14 protein-coding genes are annotated in these 18,952 nt (G+C 69.2%); 7 read left to right on the forward strand and 7 right to left on the reverse strand.

Features of this window, described 5'->3' with window-relative positions; genetic code table 11:
* Positions 1–88 precede the first annotated feature (88 nt).
* Positions 89–709, forward strand: coding sequence for a hypothetical protein (locus RS84_RS17175; RefSeq protein ID WP_045258945.1), 621 nt, complete (start codon positions 89–91; stop codon positions 707–709).
* A complete protein-coding gene (locus RS84_RS17180) occupies positions 706–1,944 on the forward strand; it encodes an AAA family ATPase (RefSeq protein ID WP_052676420.1) in 1,239 nt (412 codons plus the stop codon). Before RS84_RS17175 ends, RS84_RS17180 begins: the two co-directional genes overlap by 4 nt.
* On the opposite strand, the gene RS84_RS17185 is transcribed toward RS84_RS17180, so the two are convergent.
* Complete coding sequence (locus RS84_RS17185; protein WP_045258946.1) at positions 1,868–3,094, reverse strand: pyridoxal phosphate-dependent aminotransferase; 1,227 nt, start codon at positions 3,092–3,094, stop codon at positions 1,868–1,870. The genes RS84_RS17180 and RS84_RS17185 overlap by 77 nt on opposite strands.
* Positions 3,095–3,213: 119 nt before the next feature.
* On the reverse strand, positions 3,214–6,015 hold the full coding sequence (gene secA, locus RS84_RS17190; RefSeq protein WP_045258947.1) for a preprotein translocase subunit SecA: 2,802 nt from the start codon (positions 6,013–6,015) through the stop codon (positions 3,214–3,216).
* A 167-nt stretch (positions 6,016–6,182) separates the two neighbouring features.
* Here secA and RS84_RS17195 point away from each other — a divergent pair, with 167 nt between their 5' ends.
* The 4 genes from RS84_RS17195 (at position 6,183) to RS84_RS17210 (ending at position 11,748) form a co-directional block, all read left to right on the forward strand.
* Positions 6,183–6,800, forward strand: coding sequence for a PadR family transcriptional regulator (locus tag RS84_RS17195; protein ID WP_045258948.1), 618 nt, complete (start codon positions 6,183–6,185; stop codon positions 6,798–6,800).
* On the forward strand, positions 6,800–7,522 hold the full coding sequence (locus RS84_RS17200) for an ABC transporter ATP-binding protein (protein WP_045258949.1): 723 nt from the start codon (positions 6,800–6,802) through the stop codon (positions 7,520–7,522). The genes RS84_RS17195 and RS84_RS17200 overlap by 1 nt, the downstream gene beginning before the upstream one ends.
* Positions 7,519–10,347 (forward strand): ABC transporter permease, encoded by a 2,829-nt coding sequence (locus tag RS84_RS17205; RefSeq protein ID WP_082062244.1) that lies wholly within the window; start codon positions 7,519–7,521, stop codon positions 10,345–10,347. The genes RS84_RS17200 and RS84_RS17205 overlap by 4 nt, the downstream gene beginning before the upstream one ends.
* Positions 10,348–10,422: 75 nt before the next feature.
* On the forward strand, positions 10,423–11,748 hold the full coding sequence (locus RS84_RS17210; protein ID WP_045258950.1) for a hypothetical protein: 1,326 nt from the start codon (positions 10,423–10,425) through the stop codon (positions 11,746–11,748).
* A gap of 64 nt (positions 11,749–11,812) precedes the next feature.
* On the opposite strand, the gene hpf is transcribed toward RS84_RS17210, so the two are convergent.
* From hpf to mtrA, 5 genes are all read right to left on the reverse strand, one after another.
* Positions 11,813–12,469: a ribosome hibernation-promoting factor, HPF/YfiA family gene (gene hpf, locus RS84_RS17215; protein ID WP_045258951.1), complete on the reverse strand. Its 657-nt coding sequence runs from the start codon at positions 12,467–12,469 to the stop codon at positions 11,813–11,815.
* Between the two features lie 94 nt (positions 12,470–12,563).
* Entirely contained in the window at positions 12,564–13,238 is a 675-nt protein-coding gene (locus RS84_RS17220; RefSeq protein WP_052676422.1) for a ComF family protein, read from the reverse strand.
* 107 nt (positions 13,239–13,345) lie between these two features.
* A complete protein-coding gene (locus tag RS84_RS17225) occupies positions 13,346–15,064 on the reverse strand; it encodes an LpqB family beta-propeller domain-containing protein (RefSeq protein ID WP_045258952.1) in 1,719 nt (572 codons plus the stop codon).
* Positions 15,064–16,749 carry an MtrAB system histidine kinase MtrB gene (mtrB, locus tag RS84_RS17230; protein WP_045258953.1) on the reverse strand — a complete coding sequence of 562 codons (1,686 nt, stop codon included), beginning with the start codon at positions 16,747–16,749 and terminating at the stop codon, positions 15,064–15,066. The genes RS84_RS17225 and mtrB overlap by 1 nt, the downstream gene beginning before the upstream one ends.
* 7 nt (positions 16,750–16,756) lie before the next feature.
* On the reverse strand, positions 16,757–17,437 hold the full coding sequence (gene mtrA / locus RS84_RS17235) for an MtrAB system response regulator MtrA (RefSeq protein ID WP_045258954.1): 681 nt from the start codon (positions 17,435–17,437) through the stop codon (positions 16,757–16,759).
* 95 nt (positions 17,438–17,532) lie between these two features.
* On the opposite strand from mtrA, the gene RS84_RS17240 reads away from it, so the two are divergent.
* Complete coding sequence (locus RS84_RS17240) at positions 17,533–18,945, forward strand: glycerophosphoryl diester phosphodiesterase membrane domain-containing protein (RefSeq protein ID WP_045258955.1); 1,413 nt, start codon at positions 17,533–17,535, stop codon at positions 18,943–18,945.
* Positions 18,946–18,952 lie beyond the last annotated feature (7 nt).

The following is an 18,952-nucleotide window of genomic DNA, read 5'->3' on the forward strand; positions in this document are numbered from 1 at the left end:
CTCCCCCTCGTCGGTGCGCCCCAGGCCGTCCAGCGCCTCCTGTGGATAACTTTCGCGGCGGATTCATGATTTCTGTGACCATGAGGCCATGACATTCCTCTCGCGCCCTCGCACGGCGTTCTGGGCCGACATCCGGTTCGTGATCGGGATCGTCCTCGTCGCGCTGTCGATCGCGGGCGTCTGGCTGCTCGTGTCCTCTGCGGGGCGCACCACCCCGGTGCTGCAGGCCGGTCGCACGATCGTGCAGGGCGAGGCGCTGGTGTCCGGCGACTTCCAGGTGGTCGAGGTCGGGCTCGGCCAGCTGACCGACGACTACCTCGCTCCGCAGGATCTCGAGCCGGGAATGGTCGCGGGCAGAACTCTGATCGAAGGAGAACTCGTGCCGTCGAGCGCACTGAGCAACGCCGAGTCCCGCCGCACGACGACGATCGTCGTCGAGAGCAGCACCGGCATTCCCGCCGAAGTCTCAGCGGGAACCGTGGTGGAGCTGTGGCAGGCTCCCCCTCTCGAGGACGGCCGCAGTTACGACGCCCCGCGCATCCTCGCCGGAGATGTGATCGTCAGCTCGGTCGTCGAGGAGGAGGGGATGCTGTCGACCGATGCCACGACGGTCGAGGTGGTGATCGATCGCGCTGACGTCGCCGAGGTCCTGGCCGCGATCACCGGCGGCTCGGTCCTGTCCGTGGTGCCTGTGGGGTCGACGCCGTGACGCGCGTGCTCGTCGCCATCCCCGAGCCGCGAGCCGCAGCCCTGGCCGCGGAGCTCGATCTCGAGGCGGTCGAGGTGGTGTCGGTCGTGCCGGAAGACGCGATCCTCCCCCTCCCGGCGGGGCTCGACGTCGTCGTCGCCAGGGCGACCAGGGCAGTCATCACGCCCGCGCTCATCGATGCCTGCGACCGGGCCGGGGTGCGTATCGTGCCTCTCGGCGGCGACGATCAGCGCCTCATCGTCAGGTACGGACTGAGCGCACCGCTGCCCGAGGAGGCGAGCGGCTGGCAGGTGGTGGCAGAGATCACGGCGGGTGCGCCGCTCCCGCGCACCGAACCTCCTCCCCTCGCTCCGCACCGCGTCACCGCTGTGTGGGGGCCGCCCGGCGCCCCTGGCCGGTCGACCCTGGCCATCCAGCTCGCCGTCGAGCTGTCGCGCACCGGCCGGCACACCGCACTCGTCGACGCAGACACTGTCGCGCCCTCGCTGTCCCTCCTGCTGGGGCTCAGCGACGATGACCCCGGCATCGCCGCCGCGTGCCGCAGGGCCGAGCTGGGCGCACTCGACGTCGCCGAGCTCACCAGGCTCTCCGCCACCGTCGACACCAGCGGCGGCACGATCGAGGTGCTGGGCGGTATCAACCGTCCGAGCCGCTGGCCGGAGCTGTCGGGGCCGCGACTCACGGCGGCCCTGCAGGCCTGCCGCGGCTGGGCGCAGGAGACGATCGTCGACGTTTCGGCCGCCTTCGATGCCGACGACGAAGCGACATACGACGTCACCGGCCCCCGACGGCATGCCGCGACCGCAGCCGCGCTCGTCGAGGCCGACACGATCATCGCGGTCGCCTCCGCCGACCCTCTCGGCATCAGCCGCTTTCTTCGCGAGCATGCCGAGCTGCGAAGGATCACGGGTCCGGCACCCGTCATGGTGGTCGTGAACCAGCTGCGCGCCGGCCCGCTCGGGCTCGATGCCCGCGGACAGATCCGTCGCACGCTGGAGCGGTTCGCCGGAATCACGAACGTCTCGTTCGTGCCCTTCGATCAACGCGCCGCGGACGCGGCCCTGCTGCACGCGCGTCCGATCGCCGACGTGGTTCCGCGCTCACCGCTGGTTGCGGGCGTGCGACGGCTGGCCGCAGGACTCTCCCCTGCGGCAGGCGCTACTGCCGATAGCTCGAGAGGAAGTTCCCGAGGCGCTCGACGGCTTCGGCCAGCACGCGCGGCTCAGGGAGCGTGACGACTCGGAAGTGATCGGGCGTCGGCCAGTTGAAGCCGGTCCCCTGCACGAGCAGGATGTGCTCGGACACCAGCAGATCGTAGATGAATCTGGCGTCGTCACGGATCTCGTGCACGTTCGGATCGAGCCTGGGAAACGCGTACAGCGCACCCTGCGGCTTCACGCAGGACACGCCTGGAATCGCCTCGAGTCCCTGCCACGCCACGTCGCGCTGCTCGTGCAGGCGACCGGTCGGCGCGATGAGCGCGTCGATCGACTGCACACCCGACAGCGCGGCCTGCACCGCATGCTGTGCGGGGACATTGGGGCACAGCCGGGTGGAGGCGAGCAGCGTGATGCCCTCGATGAAGCCCTTCGCGTGCGACTTGGGTCCGGTGAGGACCATCCACCCTGAGCGGTAGCCCGCGACGCGATACGTCTTCGACAACCCGTTGAAGGTGAGGCACAGCAGATCGGGAGCGAGAGTCGCGGTGGGGATGTGCACCGCGTCATCGAACAGGATGCGGTCGTAGATCTCGTCGGAGAGCAGCAGCAGCTCGTGCTCCCTGGCGATCTGCACCATGCCCTCGAGGACCTCCCTCGAGTACACGGCCCCGGTCGGGTTGTTCGGATTGATGATCACGAGCGCCTTGGTGCGCGGCGTGATCTTCGAGCGGATGTCGTCGAGAGACGGCTGCCACTCGTCGTCCTCGTCGCACAGATAGTGCACCGGCGTGCCGCCGGACAGGCTGGTCATGGCCGTCCACAGCGGGTAATCCGGAGCGGGGATCAAGACCTCGTCGCCCTCGTCGAGCAGCGCCTGCATGGTCATCGTGATCAGCTCTGAGACGCCGTTGCCGAGATAGACATCGTCCGGGTCGAACCGCGGGAAGTCCTCGATCTCCTCGTAGCGGCTGACCACCGCGCGCCGGGCCGAGATGATGCCCTTGCTGTCGCTGTATCCGTGGGCCGTCGGCAGGGCGGCCAGCATGTCGCGAACGATCTGATGGGGAGCCTCGAAGCCGAAGATCGCGGGGTTGCCGGTGTTGAGCTTGAGGATGCGGTGACCCTCCGCCTCGAGCCGCGCCGCCTCGACGAGGGCGTTGCCGCGGATCTCGTACAGGACGTTCTTGAGCTTCGACGACTGGTCGAAGTGGCGCGAAGGTGTCATTGCCCAAGCCTAGCGTCGAGCGACGCCGCCGACGGACGCGAGGACCGTTCGACAGGCTCAGGGCGCCACTGCATGACAGACCCAGAGACCATGGGGTCTCTGGGTCTGTCGACGCGGGGTTACTTCTTCTTCTTGCCCTGCGCGCGCCGCTGCTCGCGGTTGCCCGGAGCGGGGGCCGAGGCATCCGTCTTCTGGCCGAACGCGCCGCGAGGCGCCTCGGCCTCGGGCTGCGCGTCGGCCTGGCGGGCCGCTGCTGCCTGGCGGAGCCGATCGGTCGCCGCCTGCTGCACCTGGCCGCGATCGTTGCGCACCTCGACCTCGCCGTTGTCGCCAGGGGCCGAATACTGCAGTCGCTGATCACCGGCGCCGTCGGCCAGGCCCTTCGCCTCCACCTCTGTGGCCTCGGCCTCGCCGGCGCGGCGGACCTCGACCTCGAGGTTGTAGAGGTAGCCGACCGACTCCTCCTTGATCTGGCCCATCATGGACTGGAACATGGCATAGCCCTCGCGCTGGTACTCGATCAGCGGATCGCGCTGCGCCATCGCGCGCAGGCCGATGCCGTCCTTGAGGTAGTCCATCTCGTAGAGGTGATCGCGCCAGCGACGATCGAGAACCTGCAGCACCACTCGGCGCTCCAGCTCACGGGTCGCCGCCTCGCCGAGGGATTCCTCGCGCTTCTCGTAGGCGATCTTCGCGTCCGAGAGCAGCTCGCGCGTGAGCCCCTCTGCCGTGATCCCGCCCTTGCGGCCCTGCGCCTCGGCGACGACCTCATCGATCGTCACGCTCACCGGGTAGAGGGTCTTGAGCTCGGTCCAGAGCGCGTCGAAATCCCAGCTCTCGTTGTGGCCCTCACCGGTGTGGTCCTTCACGACTCCGGTGATGGCGTCTTCGATGAAGTGCTGCACGCGATCGGCGATGTCATCACCCTGCAGGATGTGACGGCGGTCCGCGTAGATCGCCTCACGCTGACGGTTGAGGACGTCGTCGTACTTGAGCACGTTCTTGCGCATCTCGGCGTTTCGCGCCTCGACCTGCGACTGCGCGCTGCGGATCGCGCGAGACACGAGGCCCGATTCGATCGGCACGTCATCGGGGAAGTTCGTGCGATTCAGGATCGCCTCGGCGGCGCCCGACTGGAACAGCCGCATCAGGTCGTCGGTGAGGCTGAGGTAGAAGCGGCTCTCTCCGGGATCGCCCTGACGGCCGGAGCGTCCGCGGAGCTGGTTGTCGATGCGGCGAGACTCGTGCCGCTCGGTGCCGAGCACGTACAGGCCGCCGGCCTCGATGACCTTCTCAGCCTCCTCGGCGACCACGGCCTTCATGGACTCGTAGGTCTCGTCCCAGGCGACCTCGTACTCCTCGGGCGTCTCGACCGGGTCGAGACCCTTCGACTTCAGCTCCTGCACCGCGAGGAACTCGGCGTTTCCGCCGAGCATGATGTCGGTACCACGACCGGCCATGTTCGTGGCCACGGTGACGGCGCCCAAGCGGCCCGCGCGAGCGACGATCTCGGCCTCGCGTGCGTGGTTCTTCGCGTTCAGCACCTCGTGCTTGACGCCCTTCTTGGCGAGGAGGCGCGAGAGGTACTCGCTCTTCTCGACGCTCACGGTTCCCACGAGCACGGGCTGGCCCGATGCGTGGCGCTCGGCGATGTCCTCGACGACCTGCGCGAACTTCGCCGTCTCGTTCTTGTAGACGAGGTCGGCCTGGTCCTTGCGGATCATCGGCCTGTTCGTCGGGATGGGGATCACGCCGAGCTTGTAGGTGGACATGAACTCGGCGGCCTCGGTCTCGGCCGTACCGGTCATGCCCGCGAGCTTGTCGTAGAGACGGAAGTAGTTCTGCAGCGTGACGGTCGCGAGGGTCTGGTTCTCGGCCTTGACCGGGACGCCTTCCTTCGCCTCGATCGCCTGGTGGATGCCCTCGTTGTAGCGGCGCCCGACGAGGATGCGGCCCGTGTGCTCGTCGACGATCATGACCTCGTCGTTCATCACGACGTAGTCGGTGTCCTTCTTGAACAGCGCGAGCGCCTTGAGCGAGTTGTTCAGGAACGAGATGAGCGGGGTGTTCGCGGACTCGTAGAGGTTGTCGATGCCGAGGTAGTCCTCGACCTTCTCGATACCAGGCTCGAGCACGCCGACCGTGCGCTTCTTCTCATCGACCTCGTAGTCCTCGCCTGCGACGAGGGTGCGGGCGATCTTGGCGAACTCGGCGAACCAGCGGTTGGCCTCGCCCGATGACGGGCCCGAGATGATGAGCGGCGTCCGAGCCTCGTCGATGAGGATCGAGTCGACCTCGTCGACGATCGCGAAGAAGTGATCGCGCTGCACGAGGTCTTCCTTGCGCCACGCCATGTTGTCGCGCAGGTAGTCGAAGCCGAACTCGTTGTTCGTGCCGTACGTGATGTCGGCGGCGTACTGCTCGCGGCGCACGGCGGGCGTCTGCCCGGAGACGATGATGCCGGTCGTCATGCCGAGGGCGCGATACACGCGGCCCATGAGCTCGGCCTGGTACGACGCGAGGAAGTCGTTGACCGTGATGACGTGCACGCCTTCGCCGGCGATCGCGTTGAGGTATGCGGGGAAGGTCGCCACGAGCGTCTTGCCCTCACCGGTCTTCATCTCGGCGATGTTGCCGAGGTGAAGCGCCGCGCCGCCCATGATCTGCACGTCGTACGCGCGCATGCCGAGCGTGCGCTTCGCCGCCTCGCGGACCGCGGCGAAGGCCTCGGGCATGAGCTGGTCGAGGGTCTCGCCCGCCGCGTAGCGCGCGCGCAGCTCAGTGGTCTCGTTGCGCAGCTCCTCGTCGGTGAGCTTGGAGATGTCCTCCTCGAGCGCGTTCACCGCCTTCACGACCTGATTCAGACGCCGGATGACGCGCCCTTCACCGGCACGCAGCAGCTTCTCAAGAGGATTGGCCACAGATGTCATCTCCCTGTCGGATGGGTGAACCGCCCGGGCCGCCATGGGCCGACTGCGGGCATACCTTGCTCATGTTACCGGGCTGTGACCTGCAGATCGTCTGCATGCAGAAGCCGGGCGGAGATTCCCCGTATCTATATACTGAGAAATGACTTCAGGAGGTCGCCATGTCCGTCCGCCAGAGCTTGCTCGCCATCCTCGACCAGGGCCCGTGCTACGGGTATCAGCTGCGTCACGAGTTCGACCGGCGCACGGGGTCGACGTGGCCCTTGAACGTCGGGCAGATCTACAACACGCTCGAGCGCCTTGAGCGCGACGGGCTGGTCGCCCGCGGTGACGCCGACGAGCAGGGGCACGTCTACTGGGAGATCACGGATGCTGGCAGCGCCGAGGTGTCGGAGTGGCTCTCCTCCCCCGTGGTCCGCGCGCAGGCGACGCGCGACGAGCTCGCGATCAAGCTCGCCGTGGCCGCCACCCTGCCGGGCGTGGATGTGGCGGCGGTGATCCAGACGCAGCGTAGGGCGTCTCTGAGCCAGCTGCAGAGCCTGCAGCGCGCCAAGTACGCGGGAAGCGATCCCGAGGGCCCCGAGGAGCTCGCGTGGGCGCTCGTGGTCGACTCGATGATCTTCGCGGCCGAGGCGGAGGTGCGCTGGCTCGACCACACCGAGCAGCGGCTGTCTCTGCACCCGAAGCACGCCATGGGCCTGGAGCTCACCGCCGACCGTCCCAAGCGGGGGCGGCCGGCGAGGGCGGAGACCGCCCTCGCGGGGACAGAGCGGGGCTGATGACCGACACGGTGCTGCGACTGGTCGGGGTCTCGCAGCAGTACGGTCACGGGGCGACGGCGGTGTCGGCGCTCTCCGGCGTCGATCTCGACGTCCGCCGGGGAGAGCTCGTCGCCGTGATGGGCGCATCAGGATCCGGAAAGTCGACGCTGCTGTCGATTTCCGGTGGACTCGCGAAGCCGACGACCGGCGAGGTGATCATCGAGGGTGCGTACCTCAGCGAGCAGTCTCCTGCTCAGCTGGCGCGACTGCGCCGCCGGTCGCTCGGTTTCGTGTTCCAGGACTTCAACCTCATCCCGACGCTGACGGCGATCGAGAACGTGACCCTGCCGCTCGAGCTCGACGGCTTCCGCGGTCGCGTGGCGCGCCGCGCCGGACGCGACGCCCTGGAGTCCGTCGGGCTAGGCGACCGACTCGACGCGTATCCCGACGATCTCTCCGGCGGACAGCAGCAGCGGGTCGCGATCGCGAGGGCCGTGGTGGGCAGCCGACGGCTGATCCTCGCGGACGAGCCGACGGGAGCGCTCGACTCGATCACCGGAGAGTCGGTGCTGCGGATGCTCCGCGCGCGAGTGGATGCGGGCGCGGCGGGCATCCTGGTCACCCACGAGGCCCGGCACGCAGCCTTCGCCGACCGCATCGTCTTCCTGCGCGACGGTCGCATCGTCGACGAGACGCGGCGCGATGGTGCCGAGGTGCTGCTCGCCGGGCTCTCCGGATGACGACGCCTCCCGAAGAGCTCACCCCATCGCCGCAGGATGCGGCGCCGCCGAGGGCAGGCGCGTGGGGCTCCCGCTGGCGAGTCGCGGCACGGCTGGCCAGACGCCAGGTTCGTCGTGCTGCGGCGTCGAGTCTCCTGATCGGTACGCTCATGATGCTTCCGATCGCGACCATGACCGCCTACACGGTCATCGCTGCCAGCACCATCTCCACCCCCGCGGAGCGGGTGTCGATAGAGCTCGGCCGCACGGAGGCCTGGATCGGAGTGCGGGGACTGCCCGGCAACGGCTTCTGGCAGGCTCCGACCGAACCCGAGTTCTTCGGCTACCCCGCGACCATGCGTCAGAGCCCTGAAGGCGTGCGGATCGAGGATCCCGCCTCGCTCCTGCCCCAGGGAACCGAGACGATCGAGGTCGTCCAGGCGAACGTGCGAGTCACGACCCCTGACGGCGTCACAAGCGTGCAGGCCTGGACCGGGCGGACGTGGGATGCCGCGTTCGCCGGGCGGTTCGACGTCGTGGACGGGCGGCCGCCCGCCGGTGCGGACGAGATGATGGCGACGCCTGCGGCGCTCACCAGAATCGGAGCGCGCATCGGCGACACCGTGACCCTCGCCGATCCCGCACGATCGCTCACGGTGACCGGGACGATGTCCGCGGCGACGCTGGCCTCCGACGTTCCCGCTCTGTTCCTGCCGTCCTCCGTCGAGGTGCGCGGCGAACCGCAGTGGTATCTGCCCGACTTCGAGCTCTCGTGGACGCAGGTGCAGGAGCTCAACGAACACGGCGTCATCGCGTTCTCACGCGACGTGATGCTGGATCCGCCCGAGGCGAGCGATTCCGAGACGGACTACGCGGGCGGCGACTACTGGTCGACGCACTCATCGATCTTCATGATGCTCGGGGCCGCGGCGCTCTTCTCCGCCTATGTCGTGGTGATGCTCGCCGGTGCCGCCTTCGCGGTGTCGGCACGACGTCAAGAGCGCGCTCTCGCCGTCGCCGCCAGCGTCGGGGCATCGGCCGGAGACCTGCGCCGGATCGTGATGCTCCAGGGGACGACGCTGGGGTCGATCGCCGGCGCCGTGGGTGCCGTCATCGGCATCGGCGCGGGAGCCGGCGTCCTCGCGCTCGTCGACGACGGCTCTGCGGCGCAGTTCCCGGGCTTCCATCTCCCCTGGGAGATGATCCTCGCGATCGTTGCGCTGGCTGTGCTCGTGGGGACGGCATCCGCCGCGGTGCCGGCGCACACCGTCGCACGCTCCGATGTCATGAGCGCGCTGCGCGGCGCGCGCCGACCGCGACGCATCCGGAGATCGCATCCGATCCTCGGTGCGGTGCTCGCCGTCGTCGGCTTCGCGATCACCGTGGCCGCCGTCGCGACGCTGCCGTTCGTCGCCGAATCGTCGCTCGCGTGGGATTCGCCGTTGCGCGCCGCGCCGACCCTCGGCGTGATCATCGGCCCGATCGTCGTGCAGCTCGGAGTGCTGTTCTCCGGTCACTGGCTGCTCGGGGCCACGGCACGTCTTCTCTCGCATCTCGGTCTCAGCGCGCGCCTCGCCGCGCGCGACGCCGCGGCGAACGCCTCTCGTTCGGTGCCGGCGTTCGGAGCGATCGGCGCCACCGTCTTCATCGGCGTCTTCGCTCTCAGCGCCTTCGCCATGCAGAACGGGCAATCGGCGCGCACGTGGTACTACCAGGGCCCGGTCGGAACCCTTGCCGTGTCCTCCATGCCGACCGGAACGGGCGAGTACACGCCCGTCGACGAAGGGCAGTCAGAGGCTGCGAGCAGCGCAGCACTCGACCTCGCCGAGGCCGCAGATGCGGCCGACGTCGCCGTCATCCGTCGCCAGCCCGAGGCGTGGTCTTCCGACGCCGCCGACAGCCCGGCATCCATCCGCGCTCTCGCGATGCTGCCCGATGAGTTCCTGATCGACGTCGATCGGTCGTTCGTGACGGGAAGCCAGGACCCGAGCGACCCCCTCTCGGTGATCGACGTGGACGAGATCGAGACCGCACTGGGTGTGCGACTGACGCCAGCGCAGCTGGCCGCGTATCGCGACGGAGCGGCGATCTCGGCCGACCCGCGGTTCGTCGTCGACCGCTCTGTGGCGATCTCCGCCTGGACGTGGGAACAGGCGATCGAGGGAGCACTGCCGAGCAACATCTGGCGAGAGTCCCCCGACATGCCTGCGTGGGAGACGCCGCTGTGGACCGAGCGCCTCCCCGCAGTCTCTCTCGATCTTCCCTACCAGCCGGTGCTCGTCGCGATCGCGCCGGAGACGGCGGATCGGCTCGGCATCACGACGATCCCGCGCATCGTCGTCGCGGGGTTCGACTCCCCGGTTCCCGTGGACGTGCGCGACCGCATCGGCGCCCAGGCCGAGACGCTGAGCACCTCGTCATGGACCCTCACGGCCGGATGGGAGGACGGCCCGCCGACCGAGACGCCGTGGATGCTGCCCATCATCGCGGCTGTCGCGACCCTCGTACTCGGCGCGAGCGCCGTCTCTCTGAGCCTCGCCCGATTCGAGCGGCGTCCCGACGATGCCACTGTCTCAGCGGTGGGCGGCACCGACGGGCTCCGACGGCGCATCGGCTTCTGGCAGGGGCTGATCATCTCGGGCTTCGGAACTCTCACGGGGGCGGCAGCCGGCATCCTCCCTCCGCTCGGACTCGCGACGCAGTCGAGCGGGATGCTGCTCCCCTCGGACATCCCCTGGGCGGTGCTGGGGGCGCTCTCGCTCGCCCTTCCTCTCGCGATCGCCGTCGTCAGCTGGCTCGTGCCTCCTCGGCGACCCGAGCTGACCCGCCGAACCGTCATCACCTGACGCTGTGAGCGAACCGGTCCCCCGGCCCACGGGATGCACAGCCTGCTCATCCGCTCCGCTGTCTAGGATCGATTCATGGCTGGAATTTGGGGTAGACGCAAGCGCGAACAGGAAGAGCTCGCGGCGCAGGACGCCGACCTGGCTCGGCGTGCGGAGCAGGCTCTGGTGCAGACCGACGAGCGCATCCGGTCGACGTCCGATGAGCTCGACTTCGCCGAAGCCGAGCTGGGAGCGTCGCTCACGGCCGATCTGCGGCTCGCGCTGTCCGCCGTGCGCACGCACATGCGAGAAGCCTTCCAGCTGCACCAGCTCAATCACGACGAGATCCCCGACACGGCTGAGGAGCTGCGCACGCGCAACGCGCGCATCGCGCAGCTGTGCGACTGGGCTCAAGACCTTCTCGACGAGAAGACCTCGGTGCTGGCAGAGTCGGTCGCGAAGGTCCGCAGGGCGCCCGAGGTGATCGCCCAGGTCCGCGCGGATGCTGCGGCGCTGAGCGCGCGGATCCCGCAGACCAGCGACGCAGTGGCCCGCCTGTCGGCGCGCTACGCGCCGTCGGCGATGAGTCAGATCGCGGCATCCGCGGCCGAGGCCGAGCAGCTGATCACCTTCGCCACTCACGGCGCCGACGTGTCGGAGCGTCGCAGAGCCGCCAAGCAGAACGAGGAGGCGAACCTCGCGCTGGAGACCGCCACCGAGGCCACCCGGCGCGCGGCGGCGCTGCTCGATGCCGTCGAGGACTTCGAGATCGAGGCGCTGCGTGCCGAGTCGACGCTGGCCGAAGTGGTCGCCGACTCCCGCGGCGACCTGATCGCGGCGCGCACCGCCCCGCAGACCCCGGCCGTCGCCGCCGCTGCGGCCGCGCTCCAGGACGCTCTCGACGCGCTCTCCCCCGCCGGCACTCCCGGCAATCCTTTCGCAGAGCTCTCGCAGCTGCGCGCGGCCAACACGGCGCTCGACGAGGCCATCGCCACCGCGCGGTACCGCGCCGAGAATCCGCTGCCCAGCATCCCGCAGGTGCAGCACGCGATCGACGACGCCGATCGCCAGCTCGGCGTCGCGCGGGGCCTGATCGCGGGCCACCGCGGATGGATCGGCGCCGACGCGCGCACTCGCCTGGCCGAGGCCGAGCGTCTGCGTGTGGACCTGACCGATCTGCTCCCGGCCGAGGAGACCCGCGAAGAGGCGCTCGCGAGCGCCCGTCGCGTCGCACACCTCGCTTCCGAGGCGCTGCAGCTCGCGCAGCGCGACATCGACTCTTCCCGCCCGCAGGACGACGGCTGGGGCGGAGGCGGCGGCTGGGGCGGCGGTGGACGTCGCGGAGGCGGCGGCAACGACATCGCGTCGGGCATCCTCGGCGGCCTCGTGATCGGCAGCCTTCTCGACGGCATGTTCGACTGACGGCCGAGTCGACGCGAAACGGCCCGGCATCCGTACGGATGCCGGGCCGTTTCGAGTCACACGGTCAGGAGGCGAGAGCCTCGGATGGCGGGGCCTGCGTGCTCAGCGCGATCACGCCGTAGTCCCAGCCCTTGCGGCGGTACACGACGCTCGGATGGTCCGTGCGCACGTCGACGAACAGGAAGAAGTCGTGGCCGACGAGCTCCATGCGGTCCACCGCCTCCTCGACGGTCATCCACTCCGCGTCGAAGCTCTTAGTGCGGATCACGACAGGCGAGTACGCCTCTTCCTCGTCGCTCTGGACGGGGATGCTGCCGGTCGCGACGGCGTGCAGCACATCGGCGGATGCCGGCTGCACATCGATGCCCTCGAGGGCTCCACTGCCCTTCTCGAAGTGCGCGCCGCGCGGATGATGGCGGCCGTCGACCTTCTTCTCCTTCGCACGGCGAAGCTGCTCCGCCATCTTGTCGATCGCGAGATCGAGCGCGACGAACTTGTCGCCGTCTGTGGCCTCGGCGCGGACCACCGGTCCCTTGCCGACCAGCGTCAGCTCGACCGTCTCGTCAGGTACGTGCCCGTTCCGATACACACGGTGGGTGACCTTCACATCCAGCCGCAGCGCACGCGACGCGAGCGTCTGGATCCTGGCGATCTTCTCTTCGACAACGGTTCGGAAGCGGTCGGTGATACCCACCCCGACGCCAACGATGCTTGTTTCCATTGCTGCCTCCTTGTCCCGGTCCTCCCGGCCAAGGGCGGACCGTGGTCGCCTTGTTCTGCCCAACCGTAGTCCGCTCGCACGCGGTTGTCACCACTCAGTTGCTCCGTGTCGTCAGTGGATTCCCTTTGCGGTCGCTGTGGCGCGGGGTCGCGGCGAGCGCGACCGCGGAGACGACCTCGAAGCCCGCCGCGGTGAGCGCACGCGCTGCCTCGTCGAAGGTGGCGCCCGTGGTCACCACGTCGTCGACGATCACCACCCTCGCCCCACGCCCGTCTTGTCGCACGCGCAGGCTCCCGTGCACGTTCTGCGCTCGCTCCTGCACGCTCAGACCGCGCTGGTCGACGTGCCGGCCGTGCGGGCGCAACAGGCCCCACGGCTCGGCCCCGGCGCGCGCGATCAGCAGATCGGGAACCCGGTATCCACGACGACGGAACGCGGCGCGAGAGGTCGGGATCGGAACGGCATGGATGCCGTCGCCCAGCGCGGGCGTCAGCACCTGGGCGAGCGCAGCCCCGAGCGGACGCGCGAGGAGCGTGTCGCCGTCCCCCTTCAGCCGGCGGATGCAGCGCGCGGCGACGCCCTCGAACGGCAGAGCCGCCCGCACGGGCAGCCCGCGAGGGGTTCGTACGTCGACCGGATCGGCCTGGAGCCGGGCGCGGCATCTGTCGCACAGCAGCGCTCCGGGCACATCGCAACCGGCACAGGTCGCGGCGAGCAGGAAGGCGCCGATCTCGGCGAGCAGGTTCTGCCAGGGCGGGAGTGTCGGCATCCGCTGATCATGCCCTCGCCCGCGCCTCGGTCGCACACGTCGAAGCGCAGCGCCGACGGCGCCCGTGCACAACTGCCCTCTCGCCGAGAGTTGTGCAGGAGGACTGCTCAGTGCCCCGCTTTCGTGGCGAGCAGGAGCACGCCCGTCATCGATTCGCGCCACGCCGATCCGCTCCGCGAGAACAGCGAACCGGTCGCCGCGAGCACCCGCACCGACGCCGCGCTGCGCGCCCCCGCGAGCGAGACCGCTGCTGCCGGGGCCGTCTCGACCGTCCCGGGGCCGCCGACGATCTGTGTGAGCATCTTCGGCCCGTCCTGCTCCATCAGCACGCCCAGGCGATCCGGGCCCAGCCACACCAGGCTCTCGGCACTGCCGGAGATCCGGGTGAGCGGCTTGGGCTCGCCGAGCGCTGTCGGGGCGCCGGTGTCGTCCCTGATCACGGCGGACACTGTGATCCAGCGCTCGCCGCCGATGGTCTCGATCGCCGCGATGCGTGCCCCATCGGCCGAGACGCGGATACCGGATACGGCCGCCGCCGTCGGCCAGGCGTCCGCGATCGTGTTCGACTGATCGCCGCCGCGTGCGGCGATCACCTCGGACGGCGCGCTCGACGGCACGCTCCAGATGTAGCCGTAGGGGTCGATAGACGGTTTCACGAGTCCGGCCCGTCCATCGAGCGGGTCGACCTGGCCGTCCGCGGCCAGGAACACGCGACCGTCGCCGAGCTGCACGGCTGCACGTGTCTCGTCGGCCGCGATGTCGACGGCGGCGATCGGCTGCGAGATGCCGAGGATCTCATCGCTGATGCCGTCGATCGGCGTGATCTCGGTGCCGACGACCGCGCCGAAGGCCCCGTCGCGGAGCACGACGGTTCCGGCATCCACCGGCTCTTCCACGAGCTTGACGACTCCGGCGTCGAGACTGCGCCCGTCGACGGTGAAACGCACCTGGCTCACGTGCACGCCAGCGGCTTCGAGCGTGGCCTGCAGCTGCGTGCGCATGCGCGCGAGAGTCGTCGGATCGAGGCTCTGCGCCGAGCGGCTCAGCGCGACGTCTGCGATCTGATCGGGGTCGATCGGCACGGCGTCACGCGCGAGCGTCACATCCGCGGGGAAGGCGCTCTGCACGGCAGGCAGCAGCCACGGGCTCGGCGCCCCTTCGATCAGCGACTGCGTGATCGTCGTGGCGATCGTCGCGCGGCGCGGCAGCCAGCGCACGTCCGGCACGAGCCTGCTCCAGGACTGGTCGAAGTACTGCAGCGGGTAGTCGTCGTACACGCGCTGGAATCGCGAGCGATCGATCACGACTCCGTCCGGCGCCTTCGAGATGCGCCACTCGCCCGCCGTCTTCACGACCACGAACTCGAGTGTCGTCATGCCCGTCGTCTCGGAATAGGCGCCGGTCTGATCGACGATCGCCAGCTGATCGATCCTGACCTGGATGTGGGCGGTGTCGCCGTTCTCGCTGTCGTCCTCCTCGGGAGCGTCCGAGGTGAAGGCCCGGGTATCCGCACTCGCGTCGATCAGCACGCCGGCGCTCGCGGTCCACTCCGTGCGGAATTCCGGGGTGAGGAAGCTCTGCGCCACGAGCCAGTTGTCCGCCGGCGTGATCCCGGCTTCGATGAAGCCCTCGACGATGTCCTGCGGGCCAGCGCCGTCGCGCGGGCCGGAGGCGAGGAAGAGGATGTCGGGCTCATCGAGCGACGCGCCGAGAGCGAGTCCCGACTTCACGTCGCCGCTGGTGGGCAGTCCGCTGCACGCGGCGAGCGCGAACAGCGCCGTGATCGCGGTGAGTGCGCCGACGATGCGAGAGACACGTGATCGCATCAGAGGCTCCCCTCATCGAACAGGTGCGAGGGGATGTCGGCGAGCTCGATCGGCTGGGTGGCGTCGTCGAGTCCGCGGTCCTGCGGCTCGAGCGGAACAGGCGACGGCCCGTCCAGACGGCCGTCGTGACGCGGGAGGGTGAGCACGAAGTTCGTCCCCACGCCGAGCTCCGACCACACGGCGAGGGTTCCGCCGTGCAGGCTCGCATCGCCGAGGGCGATCGAGAGCCCGAGCCCGGTGCCGCCGATGGTGCGCTGGCGCGACGGGTCAGCCCGCCAGAACCGGTCGAACACGCGCTCGGCGTCGGCCGGTTCCATGCCGAGTCCCGAGTCGCGCACGCCCACGGCCACGGCGTTCTGATTGCTGTCGACCGTCACCACGACCGGGCGGCCCTCGCCGTGCTCGATCGCGTTGCCGATCAGATTGCGCAGCACGCGCCTGACCCTGCGGGGGTCCATGTCGACCGGAGAGTATCCGCCCGGCGCCACGAGTCGCAGCTCGGTGCCGTGACCCTCGGCGAGCGGTCGCATCTGGTCGATCATGTCCTCCGCGAGGTGTGCGAGGCTCGTGGCCTCGAGCTCGAGCTGCACCGAGCCCGCGTCGTATCGGCTGATCTCGAGCAGATCCGACAGCAGGGTCTCGAAGCGCTGCACCTGGGTGTGAAGCAGTTCCGCGGTCCGCGCCATCACAGGGTCGAAGTCCTCGCGCTGATCGTTGAGCATGTCGGCGGCCAGGCGGATGGTCGTGAGCGGCGTGCGCAGCTCGTGCGAGACATCGGAGACGAAGCGCTGCTGCACGAGCGACAGCTCGCCCAGTTCCTTGATCTGCGACTGGATGCTGTCGGCCATGGCGTTGAACGAGCGGCCGAGCGTCGCCAGCTCATCCTCACCGTGCACCTCGATGCGCACCCCGAGATCTCCAGACGCGAGCCGGGCGCTGGTCTCAGCCACCTCGATGATCGGGGTCGAGACCGTTCTCAGCACCACGTACGAGATCGCCGCGACGATCGCGACCAGCCCGATGCCCGCGATCCACAGCGTGCGCTGCACGAACGACAGCGTCTGGTCGGCGTCCTCGAGATCGTAGGAGAAGTACACCTCGAAGGGGCCGGCCTGGGGCACGTTCAGCTGCTGACCGACGATGATGCCGGGAACGCTCTTGCCTGAGACGTCGAGCGAGACCGACTGATAGAACTGGCGATCGTCGAGCTCGACGACTCTGTTGCGCAGAGCCTGCGAGACGAGGTTCATGCTCAGCCCGGCGGTGAAGCCGTTGAGGCGGACCGTCGCGACGTCGGCCCCGGATTCGGTCTCGATGCGGCTGCCGGTGATCCCCTCCGCGGTCGAATTGCGTGCAAGATCCTTCTGGATGCTGTCCCACAGCTCGGACAGCGCCGCAGGATCGTCGCCGATCTCCGCCGAGTCGAGGATCGCCTGGGCCGAGTCCACCGCGCGCAGGGCGTCTTCGAGTGCCTGATTCTTGCGCGACTCGAAGAGGTCGTTCTGGATCACCAGCGCCATCGTGACGCAGGTCACGAAGATCGCGAGCGCGGTGAGCAGCAGCGTGACGCTCAGGGTGCGGAACCGCAGCGATCGGCGCCACAGCTGTGCGAGCGCGCCGGGCCAGCCACGCCAGTCGCTCAGGGCAGCGACCGCCGCGGTGGTCGCCGGCGTCGTCGCGACCATCGTGCGCCTAGCCGACGCTCCCGGCACGGTAGCCCACGCCACGCACCGTCATCACGATCTTCGGGTTGTCGGGGTCGAGCTCCACCTTGGCGCGCAGCCGCTGCACGTGCACGTTGACGAGGCGCGTGTCTGCCTTGTAGTGATAGCCCCAGACCTGCTCGAGCAGCATCTCGCGCGAGAACACCTGCTGAGGCTTGGACGCGAGCGCGACCAGGAGCTGGAACTCCAGCGGCGTCAGAGCGATCGGAGTGCTGCCTCGGCGGACCTCGTGCGCGTCGACGTCGACCGTGAGATCACCGACCCGCAGCTGTTCGCTCGCCGTCTGCGGCGCGGGACGCAGGCGAGTGCGGATGCGGGCGACGAGCTCTTTCGGGTTGAACGGCTTGACGATGTAGTCGTCGGCGCCGACCTCGAGGCCCCGGACGATGTCGGCCGTGTCGCTGCGTGCCGTCAGCATGATCACCGGCACGCCGGACTCCGCCCTGATGCGCGTGCAGATCTCGATTCCGTCCATGCCGGGCAGCATGAGGTCGAGCAGCACGAGGTCGGGGCGCTGCGTGCGCCATTCCTCGACGGCACGCGCACCGTCGGCGCAGAACACCGGCTCGAAGCCCTCGGTGCGCAGCACGATGCCGATCATCTCAGCGAGCGCGGTGTCGTCGTCGACCACAAGAATGCGTGAGGTCATAAGAGTTACCTTATGGCACCGAGTCCCAGGCGTCGGGTGTCTGCGCATCTTGACCGTGTTATGACACGATGGGAGCGCACGAGGGAGGGAGTGCTGTGAGCGGTCAGACCTGGACCCCGGCGCCGAAGAGGGGCATCGTCCCGCTGCATCCGATGACCTTCGGGATGCTGCTGGGCAAGTCGTTCGCCGCCCTGCGCCACAACCCGAAGGTGCTGTTCGGCTTCGCCGTGCTGGTGCAGCTCGCGGTCCTGCTGGTGGGCGCGGTCGTGCTGGGGTTCGTGTTCTTCGCGATGTTCTCGCGGTTGCAGACCGTGACCCCGTCCTCCCCCGATTTCGCTCCGATCCTCGCTGGCACGCTCGCGGGCATCGGCCTCGCTGTGTTCGTCTTCGGCCTGCTCTCGGTGGCGTTCACGTCGATCGTGCAGGGCCTCGTCGCCGCCGATGTCGCCTCGGCGGTGCTCGGCGAGAAGCCCCGGCTCGGCGTGCTGTGGCGCCGGATGGCGCCCGCTTTCTGGCGACTCGCGGGGTTCTCGCTGCTGGCTGTGGCGGCTTTCGTTGCCGTGTTCCTCATCGTCTTCGGCATCGGCATGGGCGTTGCGGCGAGCGGCGCCGATCCCACTGCGACGGGTGTCACGATGGCGATCATCATCCTGGTGCTCGCGATCGGCAGCATCCCGCTCACCGTGTGGCTGAGCACCAAGCTGCTGCTCGTCCCCTCCGTCCTCGTGCTGGAGCGGGCGCGCTTCAAGGATGCGCTGGTGCGCTCGTGGCGGCTGACCCGCGGCCGATTCTGGGTCGCCTTCGGGGTCGTCTTCATCATCGGCATGATCATGGGCGTCGCCGTGAACGTCGTGAGCTTTCCGCTGTCGTTCCTCAGCGTCATCATCCAGGGGATCATCACACCCACCGGAGACCCCGAGGTCGGCGCGATCGTCGGAGTCCTCGTCGTTCTCCTGCTCGGGGAGATCCTCGTCATGATCATCCAGGCGATCTCGCTGGTCGTGCAGAGCACCGCGGGGACCCTCGTCTACCTCGACTCGCGCATGCGATATGAGGGTCTCGACCAGGCGCTCATCGCGCACGCGGAGCGCCGCGAGCTGGGCTGGCCGGACGATCAGCTCGGCGACCCGTTCGCGGTCGATCCCGCACGGGCGGTCTCGAGCGCTCCGCCTCCTGCGCAGATGCCGGACTGGGCGATCGCGCAGGCCGCCTACGCGGCCCAGCAGGGGTATCCGGTGCAGCAGGGGTATGCGGTGCAGCAGGGGTATCCAGTGCAGCAGGGGTATGCGGTGCAGCAGGGGTATCCAGTGCAGCAGGGATACCCGGCCCAGGAATACCCTGCGCAGGGATACGCGGCGCCGCAGTCCTCCCCCGCGGCGCAGGGACACCCGGCTCCCGGCTACGCGGCGGCTCCGCCTCCTTATGCTCCCGCTCCCGCATCCGTGTCTTCGCAGCCGCCGGCCGAACCGCCGGCCGACCCCTGGGCCCCGCCGCCCTCCCACTCGTGAGCGCGAT

It is taken from the genome of Microbacterium hydrocarbonoxydans, assembly GCF_000956475.1.
Lineage (GTDB): Bacteria > Actinomycetota > Actinomycetes > Actinomycetales > Microbacteriaceae > Microbacterium > Microbacterium hydrocarbonoxydans_A.

What these genes read in the sequence shown, in the direction of transcription:
- RS84_RS17175 (WP_045258945.1), top strand. Translation starts at nt 89, where the DNA reads ATGACATTCCTCTCGCGCCCTCGCACGGCGTTCTGGGCCGACATCCGG.
- RS84_RS17200 (WP_045258949.1), top strand. Translation starts at nt 6,800, where the DNA reads ATGACCGACACGGTGCTGCGACTGGTCGGGGTCTCGCAGCAGTACGGT.
- mtrB (WP_045258953.1), bottom strand. Translation starts at nt 16,749, where the DNA reads ATGGTCGCGACGACGCCGGCGACCACCGCGGCGGTCGCTGCCCTGAGC.
- RS84_RS17225 (WP_045258952.1), bottom strand. Translation starts at nt 15,064, where the DNA reads ATGCGATCACGTGTCTCTCGCATCGTCGGCGCACTCACCGCGATCACG.
- RS84_RS17205 (WP_082062244.1), top strand. Translation starts at nt 7,519, where the DNA reads ATGACGACGCCTCCCGAAGAGCTCACCCCATCGCCGCAGGATGCGGCG.
- hpf (WP_045258951.1), bottom strand. Translation starts at nt 12,469, where the DNA reads ATGGAAACAAGCATCGTTGGCGTCGGGGTGGGTATCACCGACCGCTTC.
- mtrA (WP_045258954.1), bottom strand. Translation starts at nt 17,437, where the DNA reads ATGACCTCACGCATTCTTGTGGTCGACGACGACACCGCGCTCGCTGAG.
- RS84_RS17210 (WP_045258950.1), top strand. Translation starts at nt 10,423, where the DNA reads ATGGCTGGAATTTGGGGTAGACGCAAGCGCGAACAGGAAGAGCTCGCG.
- RS84_RS17195 (WP_045258948.1), top strand. Translation starts at nt 6,183, where the DNA reads ATGTCCGTCCGCCAGAGCTTGCTCGCCATCCTCGACCAGGGCCCGTGC.
- RS84_RS17220 (WP_052676422.1), bottom strand. Translation starts at nt 13,238, where the DNA reads ATGCCGACACTCCCGCCCTGGCAGAACCTGCTCGCCGAGATCGGCGCC.
- RS84_RS17185 (WP_045258946.1), bottom strand. Translation starts at nt 3,094, where the DNA reads ATGACACCTTCGCGCCACTTCGACCAGTCGTCGAAGCTCAAGAACGTC.